Genomic DNA, 14953 nt, shown 5'->3' with positions numbered 1-14953 from the left:
TCCATGCGCTTTTCCGATTTGCTCGACGCCGTGCGCAGTTCGCCGCATGAGCTGTCTATTCCGGCGGAGTGGGCCCAGGGCCGCGCCAGTTTCGGTGGTTTGGTAGCCGCTTTGCAGTACGAAGCCATGCGCGCGAAAGTCCCGGCGGATCGCCCGGTGCGTTCGTTGGCGATCACTTTTGTCGGCCCGGTCGAACCCGGTGTGCCCGTGAGTTTTGAAGTGGATGTGTTGCGCGAAGGCAAAGCGGTCAGCCAGGTGCTGGGGCGAGTCGTGCAGAACGGTCAGGTGGTAACGCTGGTTCAGGGTAGCTTTGGCGCTTCCCGTCCTTCCGAAGTCGAGGTGGTGGCCGAGCCGGCACCCGAGATGAAACACTGGGATGACTGCCAGGAACTGCCCTACATCAAAGGCGTGACACCCGAGTTCATGCGCCACCTGGCGATGCGTTGGAGTGTCGGCGGATTGCCGTTTACCGGGAATAAATCCCGGGAAATGGGCGGTTGGGTACGTTTGCGTGGCGACGTCAAAGAAGAGCCGGTCACTGAAGCGCACATTCTGGCGCTGGTGGATGCCTGGCCGCCGGCGTTGTTGCCGCACCTGAAGAAACCGGCGGCGGGCAGCACCCTGACCTGGACCATCGAATTCGTTCAGCCGTTGCAGGCCTTGAGCACGCTGGACTGGTGCAAATATCTTGTGGAAATCGAACATGCCCGTGACGGATATGGTCACGCCGCCGCAGCGCTATGGAGCACTGAAGGGCAGTTGATTGCCCTGAGCCGGCAGACGGTGACTATTTTCGCGTAAGACCTTTAGCGATGATGGCGTTTGCGCCAGGCGCGCCACCAGCCGCCGCTGAGGAGAAACCGCGGGAACGTCAGGAATTGCTCGACCAGTAAGCGCGACACAGCATCTTTGCGATCACTGAACGGCTCGCAGGCTTACGCCTCCAGGCTGTGACCGTGGCGTTGCAAAGCAAGCGCGGCGAGTAAGCCCACGACGCCGATGGCCACGTTCAGAAAACTCAGGCTGAACACCCCGGAAACGATCAACAGAAAGGCCACGATAAACAGCGGCACGGCAATCAGGTGCAGCACCAGATTGGTCGGGTGCTGGTGGTTTTGCGGGTATGCACGCCATTGCCAGGCGGGAAGGTTGGGGTGACGTTTGCCCATGTTGGTAATCCTCGATCCGTGTTGAACACATGATTGAAGGATAGGTGGGGCAATTGCAGGCGGCGAATCAAGGTTGGCTATCGAAGTGATAGGGGGCATGGTCAATATTGATGGTGACTGGTCTGGCGCTATCGCGAGCAGGCTCGCTCCCACATTGGAATGCGATCAAATGTGGGAGCGAGCCTGCTCGCGATGGGGCCCTTAGAGTTTCAACTGCCCGATCGCCTTGCTCAACTCGCCGGCCAACGTCGCCAGTTCATTGCTGGTGGTGGCTGAATCCACGGTCTGCTGCACAGTGTTCACGGTGACGTCACGGATGCTCACCACCGCACGGTTCATCTCCTCTGCGACCTGGCTCTGCTGTTCCGCCGCCACGGCAATCTGCGTGTTGCTTTCGCGCATCTGCGCCACTGCACCGGTGATCTCTGCCAGCGCGGCGCCAGCTTCTTGAGCCTGTTGCACACAATCGTCGGCCTTGAACGAGCTCTCCTGCATGAAATTCACCGCGTCCCGTGTACCGGCTTGCAGCGCCGAGACCATGGTGGTGATTTCGTCGGTAGAGATCTGCACACGTTTGGCCAGATTACGCACTTCATCGGCGACCACCGCAAAGCCTCGGCCCATTTCCCCGGCGCGCGCCGCTTCGATAGCGGCGTTCAGGGCCAGCAGGTTGGTTTGCTCGGCGATGCTGTGGATCACGCTGACCACACCGTTGATTTTCTGGCTGTCTTCGGCGAGACGCTGAATCATCTCGGCGGTTTGCTGCACCCCGGTAGAGAGCCCGGCAATGGACTTTTGTACCCGGCTGACCACTTCCTGACCACTGCCGGCGAGGGTGTCGGCGGTTTGCGAGAGGTCGCGAGTGGCGCCGGCATGTTGAGCGATGTGATAGACCGTGGCCGACATCTCATTGATGGCGGTGGCGGCCTGATCGGTTTCGCTTTGCTGGCCGAGCATGCCGTGGCGTACGTCGTTCATGCTGGCGGCCAGACGCGCCGCTCCGACATCCAGTTGGCGAGCAGTGTTGGCCACAGTGTTGACCACGCGCTGATAGCCAGCCTGCATGGCATTGAAGGCGCTGGCCATCTGGCCAACTTCATCCGAGCAGGCCAGCGGCACACGAGCCGACAGGTCACCGGTTTTTTCGACGTGGAGCATCACATCCTTGAGGGTGTTGAGCTGGGCGAGCAGGAATCGAATCAACAGTTGCGAGGCACCGAGCATTGCCAGCATCAGGATGAACACGGCCGCCGCGTAGTTGGCAAATCGTTCGCCGAACACCTGGCTCAGGCTCGGGCCATAGGCCAGAACGGCAATCCTCTCGCCGTTGGCACGCGATAGCACCTCGGCACCCATCAACGGGTTTTCACCAAACAGCGGCATGTCATTGATTTCGACCCAGCCGTTGGCATCGCGCAATTCGGGCAGTGGCTGTTGGTTCAGCGTGGGTGTCTGGCCTTTACTGAAGCTCAGAAAATGCTCGGCTTCAGGCAAGACTTGGCCGACCGGCCAGCCGCTGATCAGCCGCGCTTGAGCGACGGCCGACTGCCGTAAAGCCTGGCTGCGCGCTTGTTGCTCCAGTTGCATGGCATACAGCACCAGCAGCAGGGTGGTGACGAAGGCGACCGCGTTGACCGCCCAGAATTTGTACTTCAGCGAGATGTTGCTAAGCCAGGCACCCATGGAGGTCTTCTCTGATAGCGGAAACAGTTTTGGCAAGGTGCCATTATTGTGCCGTTATTCAGCGAAGGGGCTTTTGATGTGGGTCAATAAGCCCCCGCCATTTCAATGTGGGATCTGTGTTTATCGGGTGATCGACGGCAACCCGAAAAACGCTCGCGTACACGCGGTGCTGTGGGCCGCTACGTCTTCCAGACTTTCACCACGATGCAAGGCCACTTCACGCAGCACTTCGGTCAGATACGCCGGTTCATTGCGCCCGTTCTTTGGCTTGGGGCGCAGGCTGCGGGGTAACAGATACGGCGCGTCGCTTTCGAGCATCAAGCGCCCACGCGGGATCTCGCGGACCAGCGGGTGCAGGTGAGTGCCGCGGCGTTCGTCACAGATCCAGCCCGTGATGCCGATATGCAGGTCGAGGTCCAGATAGCTGAACAGTGCCCGCTGCTCACCGGTGAAACAATGCACCACGGCGGCCGGTAACTGGTCGCGGAAGTCACGCAGGATTTCCAGCAGGCGCTGGCTGGCGTCGCGCTCATGGAGGAACACCGGCAGTTGCAACTCGACCGCCATTGCCAAGTGCTCTTCGAGGACTTTTTCCTGTTGCGGACGGGGCGAGAAGTCGCGATTGAAATCCAGCCCGCATTCACCTACCGCACGCACGTTTGGCTCTTTGAGCAAACTGCGTAAACGCTGAGCGCTGTCGGCATTCCAGTCACTGGCCGAATGCGGGTGAATACCGGCGGTGGAGAACAGTCGCTGCCCGGTTTCGTCCAGTTGTTGGCACAGTTCCAGGGCCTGTTCGCTGCCCTCGACGCTGGTGCCGGTCAGCACCAGTTGGCAGACGCCAGCGGCATAAGCACGGTCGAGTACCGCCTGGTGTTTGTCGGCGAAACTGGGGTTGGTCAGGTTGACGCCGATATCGATGAGTTGCATGGTGTGACCCTAGGCCTGCGGCCGGAAAGCATACCAGAGCTGTAGAAATATAATAAAAACCAAGAACTACAAAGAGTTAAAGCTGTCTTTTGATGCCGGAAGAGAGCTTCGACGGACCAACTGGCCGTCGCTGCTCCAGTCTTTCGCACTATGCCAGCGCTCCAGGCGCTCTGTTTCTGTCGACCCACTGCTCGAAATATCGAGACGTTGGACAGGATTCTTTCCGGAGAACGGATGACACGACTCCAGGTTTTGCTACTGCTGTGCTTGTCGATGCTGCTGCCGATGCCGGCGGTTGCACGGTTGACGGGCCCCGTGGAAGCCGTTCAGTCGGGCAAGGTCCGCGATCTGGCGGAAATTCGCGGCAGCCGCGTGCTGCGGGTGCTGGTTAATCAGAGCCGCAACAGCTCCGGTGAGGTTCAGGGCCAGACCATTGGCGTTGAATACCATCGCCTGCGAGCCTTCGAACAGTACCTCAATGGCCACGCCCGTGACGGCCAGGAAATCTCCCTCAAGATCATCCCCAAAGCCAAGGATCAATTGCTCGGCGCGTTACAGCGCGGGGAGGGTGACCTGGTGGCGCCGGGGGAGTTGCTGGAGGCTCAGTCCGCTTACGCCGTCAGTACCAGTGAGCCGATTGTCAGTAACGTGCCGTTGCTGCTGGTGGGGATCAAGGGCGAGCGCCGTTACACCCGTCTGGAACAACTCTCCGGTAAAACCCTGGCGCTGCCCACCGGTAGCGCCGCCGGTGAGGCCATCAACCAGATCAATCAGAAGCTGACGCTGCACAAATTGCCACCGGTCAAGGTCGAGTGGGTCGACCCGAGCCTGGCGGTCGAAGACGTGCTGGAGATGGTGCAGGGCGGGATTTTTCACCTGACCATCGTCGAGCAACCGATCGCCGAGCGCTGGGGCAAGATCCTGCCCAAGCTGCGTTTCGATCGGCAGGTGGTCATCAGCGAGCCGGGTAAGGAATACTGGTTCGTGCGTCGCGACGCATCGATGTTGCGGGCGAGCATTGATCGCTTCCTGCAAGCCTATAAAACTCCGTCTGATCAGGATGTAGCTTTCTTGCGCATCTACCGACGCTTGTACCAGGTTCACTACCCGCTGGCCCGCGCCGACCGTCAGCGCCTGGAAAAGCTGCGCCCGGTCCTGCAAAAGCACGCCCGCGAGCAGGGCATGGACTGGTTGAACCTGGCGGCGCTGGCGTTCAAGGAATCGGCGCTTGAACCAGGCCCCCGCAGCGGCAGTGGCCCGACTGGGTTGATGCAAATTACCCCGTCGGCGGCGCAGCGGGTCGGGGTCAATAACATTCAATCCGTGGACAGCAATGTGCAGGCCGGAGCCAAGTACCTGGCGCTGATCCGTCGCAAGTTTTTCGCCAGCCCCAAGCTCAATGAGCGTGAGCGCATGGCCTTCGTTCTGGCGGCCTACAACATCGGGCCGGAACGTGTTCAGGGGATGCGTGCCGAGGCCCGGCGCCGCGGCTTGAACCCCAATCAGTGGTTTTTCCAGGTCGAGCGCATTGCCATGGAGCAGGTGGGAATGGGTCCTGTCAGCTATGTTAATAGTGTGAATAAATACTTTTTGGCATATGACCGGGAACGGGAGTCGTTGGAGCCTCAGGGGCAGAAAGTTGCCTCTCGTAAATGATCGACTAAGCTGATTGTTATGGCGAGATTTTTACGCTTTTAACATGAGGTTTACTGATTAATATAGCGGCCAACCCACACACACTCCCTCACAATGGATGACACAGCATGAGCACTCTGATCAACAAGGTACTGTCCACCCGCGCTGGCTACGGCCTGACCGTTCTGCGGATCTTCGTCGGCGTCATCTTCGCTGCCCACGGCTCACAGAAACTCTTTGGCATGTTCGGCGGTTACGGCATTGCCGGTACTGCGCAGTACATGGAAAGCATCGGCCTGGCGCCGGGTCACCTGATGGCAATCCTGGCCGGTGGTACCGAGTTTTTCGGGGGGCTGGCACTGATCATCGGTCTGTTGGTGCGCCCGGCAGCGCTGGGGCTGACCTTCCTCTCACTGGTCGCCATATTCTCGGTGCACATTCACAACGGTCTGTTCCTGGCAAACAACGGTTATGAGTTCGCCCTGGCCTTGCTCGGCGGTAGCATCTCCGTATTGATCGAAGGCGCCGGCAAGCTGTCGGCAGACCGCGCCATCACCGGCTGACCGTTCTGGCTCAACGAAAAGGCCCGCATTGCGCACAATGCGGGCCTTTTTTTTGTTGCGCGAGATTCTTGACACTGTCCTGTCGGCTTCTCTAGGATGTTTGCCATGCGCCGATTTAAACAGCTACTTGCGGGGCGCCAGGTGACTCATTCAGTTGCCGATAGAAGCTTGAAACAGGCTTCGAAATACCGCTAAAGCGCTGGTTCGGTGTTGCCTCTCACCTGCCATGCAGACTTTTGAGGCAGAGACACGACACGATGAATGCATTACGCCCCCCAGTACGTCCCGCGCCGATCACGGCACACCTTACCCAGCGCAATCCAAAAATCCTCCTTGGCGGTAATCATCAGCCGACGCTGCTGCGTTATCTGGATGGCTGGCCACGTCGTACCGGCGGCCCGGCAGCATTCCTGATCCAGTTTGTCGAAGACGGCGAATCGCTGGCGCGTTTTGCCAGCGACAGTTTTGATCTGGCCGTGATCCAGTCGCCCAGCGCCGAAGATGCGGCCGAAGTGATCAAGCAACTGACGCGTGTTGCTCGCCAGGGGCTGATTGCCCGTCGCTAGGGGGTCTGTACGAAAACTCGTCGAGCGGCGATCAGGCAAGGCAAAAACAGGCGAGGAAGCGGAGTTTAGGCCCCTAAATGAGCATTCCGAGCCTGTTTTTAACGCAGCCTGGTCGACGCGCAGACAGTTTTCGTACAGAGCCTAGGGATAGTCGATTGCGACGATATATACGAACTGCTCGCCGGTAGGCGTCTGCACCCGGACTTCGGCGTCCAGCGCTTTGCCGATCAAGGCCCGCGCCAGCGGTGAGTCGATGCTGATCAGGCCTAGTTTGAGGTCAAGCTCATCCGGGCCGACGATGCGATAGCGCGATTCTTTGCCGTGTTCATCTTCGATGGTCACCCAGGCTCCAAAGTAGACCTTGTTGGGGTCGCTGGGCTTTTCGCTGACAACCTTGAGCGCTTCCAGCCGTTTGGTGAGAAACCGCACACGGCTGTCGATTTCGCGCAGCATCTTTTTGCCGTAGGTGTACTCGGCGTTTTCAGAGCGGTCGCCCTGCGCAGCCGCCTCGCTGACGGATTGGGTCACCTGGGGGCGGCGGACATGCCAGAGCTCATGGAACTCGGCACGCATCCGTGCTTCGCCCTCGGGAGTGATGAGGGCGGTGCCGGCGGTGCGAGGAGGGCGATAGCGGCTCATTGCAGTTTCTTTTGGTGAGAAAGTGTTGAGTCTATCAACCCTCGCGCAAGACTGTCAGTGGGCTGGCATTCAGTGCCCGACGAGTACCGAACACGCCCGCACCGCCGATCAGCAATGCACCAATCACCGGTAGCCACAGCAGCCACGGATGCGGATGCCAGGCTAGATCGAACGCATAGCGGTAAAGCACCAGGCTCACCAGTTCCGAGCCAAGTGCGGCGAGCAATCCACTGACCGCGCCGAGCAAGCCGAACTCGATCCGCCGGGCCTTGACCAGTAACTGTCGTTCGGCGCCCAGCGCACGTAACAGCGCACCTTGGCGAATGCGCTCATCGAGTGTCGCCTGCAAGCCGGAAAACAGCACTGCCATACCTGCCGCCAGCACGAACAACAACACGTACTCGACCGCCAGGGTGACTTGTTCAAGGATACTGCGCAGCTGCGCGAGCAAGGCTTCGACCTGCAGAATGGTTACCGCCGGGAACGCCCGCGACAGGTCGATGATCTGTTGGTCGTGACCGGCCGCCAGGTAAAAGCTGGTCAGGTAAGTGGCCGGCAGGTCTTTCAAGGTGCCGGGCTGGAAGATCATGAAGAAGTTCGGCTGGAAGTTGTCCCAGTTGATCTTGCGCAGGCTGGTGACCTGAGCCTCGCGGTTGACCCCACCGACGGTGAAGACCATGTGGTCGCCGAGCTTGAGCTTCAGGCTCTCGGCCACTTTGCCTTCCACCGAAACACCGGGTACGTCGCCTGTAGGTTGTGCAGACCACCAACTGCCGGCGGTGATGCTGTTGCCGGCGGGCAGTTCGGCGGCCCAGGTCAGGCTCAGATCACGCTGGATGGCCCGATCACCTTCGGTGTCCTTACTGACGATGCCCTGCACCGGTTCGCCATTGATGCTGATCAGCCGTCCCGGCACCACCGGGTACAGCGGCGCCGATTGTGCGGACAGTTCGATCAGGCGATCAGTGAAGGCCTGTTTGTCGGCGGGCAAAATATTCAGTGCGAAGTAGTTGGGGGCGTTTTTTGGCAACTGGTTCTGCCAGGTGTCCAGCAACTCACCGCGCAGCAGGGCGATCAGGGTCATCGACAACAGAATCAAACCAAAGGCCAGGGATTGTCCCGCCGCCGCCAGTGGGTGACGCAGCAATTGGCCCAGTCCCAGACGCCAGGGCAAGGGCGCACGGGCCAGCAGGCGCCGCAGGCTGTTGAGCACCAGCAGTAACAGGCCTCCGAGGACCAGCGCCGCGATGACGCCGCCACCGAGCAGGGCGAAGGTCAGCAGCAGATCCAGGCTCAAGCGCCACATGATCAGCCCCAAGGCTGCCAATGCGGTGCCATAAACCATCCAGGTGCTTGAAGGGATCGGCAGTATGTCGCGGCGCAGTACCCGCAGCGGTGGCACGCGACCCAGTGCGGCCAGTGGCGGCAGGGCGAATCCGGCGAGTGCGACAAGTCCGGTGCCAATCCCGGCGACTGCCGGCAGCAGTCCACCCGGCGGTACATCGGAGGGCAGCAATTCACCGAGCAAGGCGAACAGCCCCAGCTGCGCGAGCCAGCCGAGGAGGGCGCCGCCAAGACTGGCCAGCAGGCCGAGCACCGTCAGTTGCACGCTGAACAACAGCAGGGTTTCCCGGCGCGACAAACCGAGGCAGCGCAGCAGCGCACTGGCGTCGAAGCGGCGAGTGGCAAAACGGGTTGCCGAGAGCGCCACGGCAACGCCGGACAACAGCACGGCGACCAGGCTGGCCATGTTCAAGTAGCGTTCGGCTTTGCCCAAGGCGCCACCGATTTGTCGGTTGCCATCACGGGCATCCTGTATGCGCTGGTTGGCGGCCAGCCCCGGGTTGATCAGTTGCCGATAGGTTTCCAGGGCCGACGCGCTGCCGCGCCATAGATCGCGGTAGCTGACCCGGCTGCCGGGCTGGACCACGCCGGTAGCCGTCAGGTCGGCGAGATTGATCATCACCCGGGGCGTGAGGCTGTAGAAATTGCCGGCGCGATCCGGCTCATAGGTCAGCACACGGGTCAGGTGCAGGGTTTTCATGCCGACGTCGATGCTGTCACCGACTTTCAGGTTCAGTGCCGTCAGCAAGCGCGCCTCGGCCCAGGCTTCGCCCGGTTTCGGACTTCCTCCGGCCACTTCGGGGGTGAACGGAGCAGGCGCGCTTTTAAGCTGGCCGCGCAGCGGATAGACCCCATCCACAGCTTTGATGCTCGACAGCTGAATGCCGCTGTCGGTGGCGATGACGCTGGAAAATTCCACCACTTGCGCGTGTTGCAGCCCCAGCTCCTTGCCGGATTGTATTTGTTCCGGGCGGGCGGGCGAGCTGCCCTCCAGCAATACGTCAGCCCCGAGGAATTCGGTGGCGCGCAGCAGCATGGCGCCGTTCAGGCGAGCACCGAAGTAGCCAATGGCGGTACTCGCCGCCACGGCCACCAGCAGGGCGAAGAACAACACCCGCAGCTCTCCGGCGCGGGCGTCGCGCAGCAATTGGCGAATGGCGAGACTGAACAGGCGCAACAGCGGCAAACGTGCCATCAAGGCTCCAGAGGGTCGACGACCAACAGGCCGGCTTCAAGGCGGATCAAGCGGCGGCAGCGGTGCGCGAGGCGTTCGTCGTGGGTGACCAGGACGAGGGTTGTGCCGCTTTCCTTATTGAGTTCGAAGAGCAAATCGCTGATGTGCTCGCCGGTGTGCGTGTCGAGGTTGCCGGTGGGCTCATCGGCAAACAGCACATCGGGTTCAGCAGCAAATGCCCGGGCGATGGCTACGCGCTGCTGTTCGCCGCCGGAGAGCTGGCGGGGTGAATGGCTCAGGCGCTGTCCCAGACCAACGCGTTGCAGCAGTTCGGTGGCGCGTTCGCGGGCGTCTTTGCGGCCGTCCAGCTCCAGCGGCAACATGACGTTTTCCAGAGCGTTGAGGCTGTCGAGCAACTGGAACGACTGGAACACAAAGCCGACATGCTCGGCGCGAATCCGAGCGCGCTGGTCCTCATCCAGATTGCTCAGGGCTTGCCCGGCAAGGGTGACTTCGCCGCTGCTGGGCAGGTCGAGTCCGGCCAGCAGTCCGAGCAGGGTGGATTTGCCGGAACCGGAGCTGCCGACGATGGCCAGGCTGTCGCCCTTGTTCAGTTCCAGGCTGAGTTCGTGCAGGATGGTCAGTTCACCTTCCGCGCTGGGAACCACTTTGCTAAGGTTCCGCGCAGTGAGAATGCTTGCGCCCATGGAGAGTCCGATGCGTGTGTGGTTTTTGAGTGCTGGCCTGGCCTTGATGTGCATGGCCCAGAACGCAGCGGCGGGTACAGTCCTGATCGTTGGCGATAGTATCAGCGCAGCTTTCGGCCTGGATACCCGGCAAGGGTGGGTGTCGTTGCTTGAGCAGCGGCTCAAGCACGAAGGTTTCACCGAGACGGTGGTTAACGCGTCCATCAGTGGCGACACCAGTGCAGGCGGCCAGGCACGCCTGCCGGCGCTGCTTGCAGAGCATAAACCTGAGCTGGTGATCCTCGAGCTGGGCGGCAATGACGGGCTGCGTGGATTGCTGCCGACGCAATTGCAACAAAATCTTGCGTCGATGATCGACAACTCCAGGGCCAGCGGTGCCAAGGTGTTGTTACTCGGTATGCAACTGCCACCCAATTATGGGGTGCGTTACACCGAGGCTTTCGCGAAGGTTTACAGCGATCTGGCCGACGAGAAAAAAATTCCGCTAGTGCCGTTTTTTCTTCAGGGAATCGGCGGGAATCCCGAGCTGATGCAGGCTGATGGCATTCACCCGGCCGTCGCGGCCCAGGGCAAGTTGCTGGAAAATGTCTGGCCTGCACTAAAACCGCTGCTATGACGCTTTTCTAGCGGCAGTCTTTCGGCTAATGTGGCGCCCCCTGATTTGGAGCCCCCGATGCCGCGTCCCGCCTGGTCCCTGTTTGCCTACCAACTGATCGAGCCTGACGAACAGCTGGATCTGTTCGCCTGCCAGGAAGTCCGGGTGCATCTGGTGACGCGTCAACTGGAGTTGGGCGGTTCGGCCGACCGTACCTTGTGCGGCACCTTGCTGCCGGCGCAACCGCGCTGGTCGAGCGTCGACCGGACGGTGTTCCAGGACCAGCGACTGTGCTCGCTGTGCCGGGCAATCCTCGAATCGCAAAAGCGCGGTACGTCGCCGATCTGGCCAGAATTGCGTTTCGAGCTCTAGTAAAGTCAAAAGATCGTCCGAACGCGGCCCGAGCCTTCGGCAGCTCCTACCAGGGCAGTCCATCGACCGGACTCCCCGAATCCGGGGGTGCCAGTGTACAATCCCGCTCCTAAACCCTCTGTTGATCATGCGAAGGATGTTCCGGATGTTGCCGCGCTTTCCTGCCGTCACCCGCTGCTTGTCTCTTGCCGCCTTGTGTGTGGCGGGTCCTGTTGCAGCTTTGGAGTTGCCTTTACCGCCGCCGGGCGAAGATATCGTCGGTCAGGTGCAGACAATCAAAGCCAAGTACGAAGACACCTTTGCCGACCTGGGTACCACCTACGATCTGGGCTACCTGGAAATGGTCGCTGCCAACCCGGGTGTCGATCCGTGGTTGCCAGGTGCTGGTACCGAAGTCGTGCTGCCAACGCGTTTCATCCTGCCACCTGGCCCGCGTGAAGGCATCGTGATCAACCTGGCCGAGTATCGCCTCTACTACTACCCGAAAGGCCGGAACGTGGTGTACACCTTCCCGCTGGGTATCGGTCGTGAAGGCTGGGGCTCGCCGATCGCCCACACCAGCATCACCGCCAAAACGCCGAACCCGACCTGGACGCCTCCCGCTTCGATCAAGGCCGAACACGCCGCCGATGGCGATCCACTGCCAAACGTTGTGCCGGCCGGCCCGGACAACCCTCTGGGGCCGTTCAAGTTCACGTTGGGCACTCCGGGCTACCTGATTCACGGTTCGAACAAGAAATTCGGCATCGGCATGCGTACCAGCCATGGCTGCTTCCGCATGTTCAACAACAACGTTCTGGAAATGGCCGGCATGGTGCCGGTGGGAACGTCGGTGCGGATCCTCAACGACCCGTACAAGTTCGGCATGAGTGGCGGCAAGGTTTACCTGGAAGCGCATACGCCGCTGGACGACACGGGCAACCCGTCGGTGGTCGACAAGCACACTGCGGTGATCAACGCGATGCTCAAGCGTGAGGACATCACCAACAACCTGCGCATGAACTGGGATGTGGTGCGCGACGTGGTCGCCGCAGAAGATGGTATGCCGGTGGAAATCGCTGTGCCGAATACCTCCGTACCTGTGGCGTCGAACATGCCGATCGACCTGCAGTAAGCTCTTCAAACAACCCGCCGAGGCTTCGCAGCATCGGCGGGTTTTTTATTGCCTCCAGCAAAGCCTGGGCAATAAAAAAGCCGACCCAAAAAATGGGTCGGCTTGATAACAATCCCGAAGGACTATTACTTGCGGCTAGCTTTATCCAGCATGCGCAGAGCACGCTCGTTAGCTTCGTCAGCAGTCTGTTGTGCTTTTTGAGCAGCAGCCAGAGCTTCATCAGCTTTACGGTAGGCTTCGTCTGCACGAGCCTGGGAGCGAGCTGCTGCGTCTTCAGTAGCGGTCAGACGTGCTTCGGTTTCTTTCGATACGCTGCTGCAACCGGTAGCCAGAACTGCGGCCAGAGCCAGAGCAGAGAATTTCAGAACGTTGTTCATCGTGTTCCCCTTCAAGGACTTTCTATTAAGTAGCTGTCTCCTCAGAGTGAGGAAATAGCCGGCGTACATACTACCCATTACTTGTAGTAAGTAAACTGACGTAGCGCAAGAAGCAAAAAAAATTGTAGGCGCTGAATCTTTTTCGAGCAACTTTTAATCGTGCTGTATAGAAAGTATGCAGCTGGGAAGCCCGTCCTGAGCGACCTGCTTGTAAAGCGGGTTGACGCTTGCGACTGTTTCACGCTCTAGAGCTAAAGTCACCCTAATTGATTCGTCTACACTTTTGTTCAGAATTTGTGGAGCGGCTCACGCCTCTTTGCGCATGTAGAGGTGACTTTAACAAGCCGTGCTCGTCTTAAGTCTCAACATCCGGCAATGTTCAGGCTATCGACCAGGGGAGATGTTCGGTCGAGCCACCGCTACGTGTCCTGCGCTGAACCACCACAATCGACGTGATGACGAGCGCGCCTTGAGCATTTCTGCTTTTGGTGCCTACTATTTGATACGTGTCCGGTTGCGCGAGATCGGTGCAGTTCTTCTCGGTGTCCAAGCAGACACGGGGTGGCGTAGAGGTTCCTTCGCCGGAAAAACATCGGTAAGGTAGGGGTCAATTCAAGACCCGCGAGGAGTAGTGATGAGCGAGGCGTTGTCCATCCACCATGACCAGGCTGGTCATCAGTTCGAGACCAATGTGGACGGTCATCGTGCCTACCTGACCTATATGGATCTGGGGAAACAGACCCTGGATATCTATCGTACCTTCGTGCCCAACGCGTTGCGTGGTCGCGGCATTGCAGCGGCATTGACCGAGCAGGCGCTGCAGTACGCTGAGGAAATGGGCTACACAGTCATTCCGTCGTGCTCCTACGTCGAGCGCTACATGGAGCGTCACCAGCGGCACGCCGCGAAGCTCTGATCAGGGTCACCGAATAAAAAACGCCGGGCTAAGCCCGGCGTTTTTGTGTGCGCTGAATGCGATCAGGTGCGCTGACGTTTCGGCAGCACATCCTTGAGCTTGGCGTGCATGCTGCGCAAGGTGTTTTCGGTGGCTGACCAATCGATGCAGGCGTCGGTGATCGACACGCCGTATTGCAACTCGGCGAGGTCTTTCGGAATCGCCTGGCAACCCCAGTTCAAATGGCTTTCGACCATCAGGCCGATGATCGACTGGTTGCCTTCGAGGATCTGGTTGGCCACGTTCTCCATCACCAGTGGTTGCAGCGCCGGGTCCTTGTTGGAGTTGGCGTGGCTGCAGTCGACCATGATGTTCGGCTTGATCTTCGCCTTGTTCAGCGCTTGCTCGCAGAGCGCGACGCTGACCGAGTCATAGTTCGGTTTGCCGTTACCGCCGCGCAGTACCACGTGACCATAGGCATTGCCCTTGGTGGTGACGATCGACACGCCACCCTCCTGGTTGATCCCCAGGAAGCGGTGCGGGCTGGAAACCGATTGCAGGGCATTGATGGCAACCGTCAGGCCGCCGTCGGTGCCGTTCTTGAAGCCGACTGCCGAGGAAAGGCCCGAGGCCATTTCACGGTGAGTCTGGGATTCGGTGGTACGCGCGCCAATTGCCGACCAGCTGATCAGATCCTGCAGGTACTGCGGCGAGATCGGGTCAAGGGCTTCGGTGGCCGTCGGCAAGCCCATTTCGGCCAGGTCCAGTAGCAGCTGACGGCCAATGTGCAAGCCGTCCTGAATCTTGAACGAGTCATCCAGGTACGGGTCGTTGATCAGGCCTTTCCAGCCGACGGTGGTACGTGGCTTCTCGAAATAGACCCGCATGACCAGATACAGGGTATCGGACACTTCAGCGGCGAGTACCTTGAGGCGCTCGGCATATTCGTGTGCAGCCTTGATGTCGTGGATCGAGCAAGGCCCGATAACGACGAACAGGCGGTGGTCGGTGCCATCCAGGATATTGCGAATCACTTCGCGGCCCTTGGTCACGGTGCGCAGGGCAGCATCGCTCAGAGGGATATCACGCTTGAGCTGGTCAGGAGTGATCAGCGTCTCGTTGGAGGCGACGTTTAGGTCATTGATCGGTAAATCAGCCATCGTGTTACTCGTCAGGTCACGGGTGCCGGC

The 14953-nt window shown here is 59.9% G+C and carries 15 protein-coding genes and 1 pseudogene; 8 read left to right on the top strand and 8 right to left on the bottom strand.

Features of this window, described 5'->3' with window-relative positions:
• Positions 1-3: 3 nt before the first annotated feature.
• On the top strand, positions 4-801 hold the full coding sequence (locus ACIPIN_RS18330; RefSeq protein WP_401120730.1) for an acyl-CoA thioesterase: 798 nt from the start codon (positions 4-6) through the stop codon (positions 799-801).
• Positions 802-806: 5 nt separating this feature from the next.
• Here the strand turns inward: ACIPIN_RS18330 and ACIPIN_RS18325 are convergent.
• From ACIPIN_RS18325 to ACIPIN_RS18315, 3 genes and pseudogenes are all read right to left on the bottom strand, one after another.
• A pseudogene (locus tag ACIPIN_RS18325) lies at positions 807-1169 on the bottom strand (terminase).
• Positions 1170-1370: 201 nt separating this feature from the next.
• A complete protein-coding gene (locus tag ACIPIN_RS18320; RefSeq protein ID WP_401120728.1) occupies positions 1371-2852 on the bottom strand; it encodes a methyl-accepting chemotaxis protein in 1482 nt (493 codons plus the stop codon).
• A gap of 120 nt (positions 2853-2972) precedes the next feature.
• Positions 2973-3782, bottom strand: a complete 810-nt coding sequence (locus ACIPIN_RS18315) for a TatD family hydrolase (RefSeq protein ID WP_401120727.1) — start codon at positions 3780-3782, stop codon at positions 2973-2975.
• A gap of 234 nt (positions 3783-4016) precedes the next feature.
• On the opposite strand from ACIPIN_RS18315, the gene ACIPIN_RS18310 reads away from it, so the two are divergent.
• From ACIPIN_RS18310 to ACIPIN_RS18300, 3 genes are all read left to right on the top strand, one after another.
• Positions 4017-5438, top strand: a complete 1422-nt coding sequence (locus tag ACIPIN_RS18310; RefSeq protein WP_401120726.1) for a transglycosylase SLT domain-containing protein — start codon at positions 4017-4019, stop codon at positions 5436-5438.
• Between the two features lie 107 nt (positions 5439-5545).
• Complete coding sequence (locus ACIPIN_RS18305; RefSeq protein ID WP_401120725.1) at positions 5546-5980, top strand: DoxX family protein; 435 nt, start codon at positions 5546-5548, stop codon at positions 5978-5980.
• Positions 5981-6237: 257 nt separating this feature from the next.
• On the top strand, positions 6238-6546 hold the full coding sequence (locus tag ACIPIN_RS18300; protein WP_401120723.1) for a class I SAM-dependent methyltransferase: 309 nt from the start codon (positions 6238-6240) through the stop codon (positions 6544-6546).
• A gap of 141 nt (positions 6547-6687) precedes the next feature.
• Here ACIPIN_RS18300 and greB read toward each other — a convergent pair whose 3' ends face one another.
• The 3 genes from greB to ACIPIN_RS18285 are packed head-to-tail and all read right to left on the bottom strand — an operon-like array spanning position 6688 to position 10410.
• Positions 6688-7185: a transcription elongation factor GreB gene (gene greB / locus ACIPIN_RS18295; RefSeq protein ID WP_019692939.1), complete on the bottom strand. Its 498-nt coding sequence runs from the start codon at positions 7183-7185 to the stop codon at positions 6688-6690.
• A gap of 34 nt (positions 7186-7219) precedes the next feature.
• On the bottom strand, positions 7220-9724 hold the full coding sequence (locus ACIPIN_RS18290) for an ABC transporter permease (RefSeq protein WP_401120721.1): 2505 nt from the start codon (positions 9722-9724) through the stop codon (positions 7220-7222).
• On the bottom strand, positions 9724-10410 hold the full coding sequence (locus tag ACIPIN_RS18285; protein WP_401120720.1) for an ABC transporter ATP-binding protein: 687 nt from the start codon (positions 10408-10410) through the stop codon (positions 9724-9726). The genes ACIPIN_RS18290 and ACIPIN_RS18285 overlap by 1 nt, the downstream gene beginning before the upstream one ends.
• 10 nt (positions 10411-10420) lie before the next feature.
• Between ACIPIN_RS18285 and ACIPIN_RS18280 the strand changes: the two genes are divergently transcribed.
• The 3 genes from ACIPIN_RS18280 to ACIPIN_RS18270 all read left to right on the top strand — a co-directional run bounded on the left by ACIPIN_RS18280 (position 10421) and on the right by ACIPIN_RS18270 (position 12491).
• A complete protein-coding gene (locus ACIPIN_RS18280; protein WP_401120718.1) occupies positions 10421-11026 on the top strand; it encodes an arylesterase in 606 nt (201 codons plus the stop codon).
• A 57-nt stretch (positions 11027-11083) separates the two neighbouring features.
• Complete coding sequence (locus tag ACIPIN_RS18275; protein WP_019692935.1) at positions 11084-11377, top strand: hypothetical protein; 294 nt, start codon at positions 11084-11086, stop codon at positions 11375-11377.
• Between the two features lie 145 nt (positions 11378-11522).
• Positions 11523-12491: a L,D-transpeptidase family protein gene (locus ACIPIN_RS18270; RefSeq protein ID WP_401120716.1), complete on the top strand. Its 969-nt coding sequence runs from the start codon at positions 11523-11525 to the stop codon at positions 12489-12491.
• Positions 12492-12616: 125 nt separating this feature from the next.
• On the opposite strand, the gene oprI is transcribed toward ACIPIN_RS18270, so the two are convergent.
• Positions 12617-12868 carry an outer membrane lipoprotei OprI gene (oprI, locus tag ACIPIN_RS18265; RefSeq protein ID WP_002553018.1) on the bottom strand — a complete coding sequence of 84 codons (252 nt, stop codon included), beginning with the start codon at positions 12866-12868 and terminating at the stop codon, positions 12617-12619.
• A 634-nt stretch (positions 12869-13502) separates the two neighbouring features.
• Between oprI and ACIPIN_RS18260 the strand changes: the two genes are divergently transcribed.
• Positions 13503-13784, top strand: coding sequence for a GNAT family N-acetyltransferase (locus ACIPIN_RS18260; RefSeq protein WP_019692933.1), 282 nt, complete (start codon positions 13503-13505; stop codon positions 13782-13784).
• A 62-nt stretch (positions 13785-13846) separates the two neighbouring features.
• Here ACIPIN_RS18260 and ACIPIN_RS18255 read toward each other — a convergent pair whose 3' ends face one another.
• Positions 13847-14923: a 3-deoxy-7-phosphoheptulonate synthase gene (locus ACIPIN_RS18255; protein WP_071554302.1), complete on the bottom strand. Its 1077-nt coding sequence runs from the start codon at positions 14921-14923 to the stop codon at positions 13847-13849.
• Between the last annotated feature and the right edge of the window lie 30 nt (positions 14924-14953).

Source organism: Pseudomonas sp. NPDC087697, from assembly GCF_044743155.1.
GTDB lineage: Bacteria > Pseudomonadota > Gammaproteobacteria > Pseudomonadales > Pseudomonadaceae > Aquipseudomonas.
This window is presented reverse-complemented; position numbering and strand designations above follow the sequence as displayed.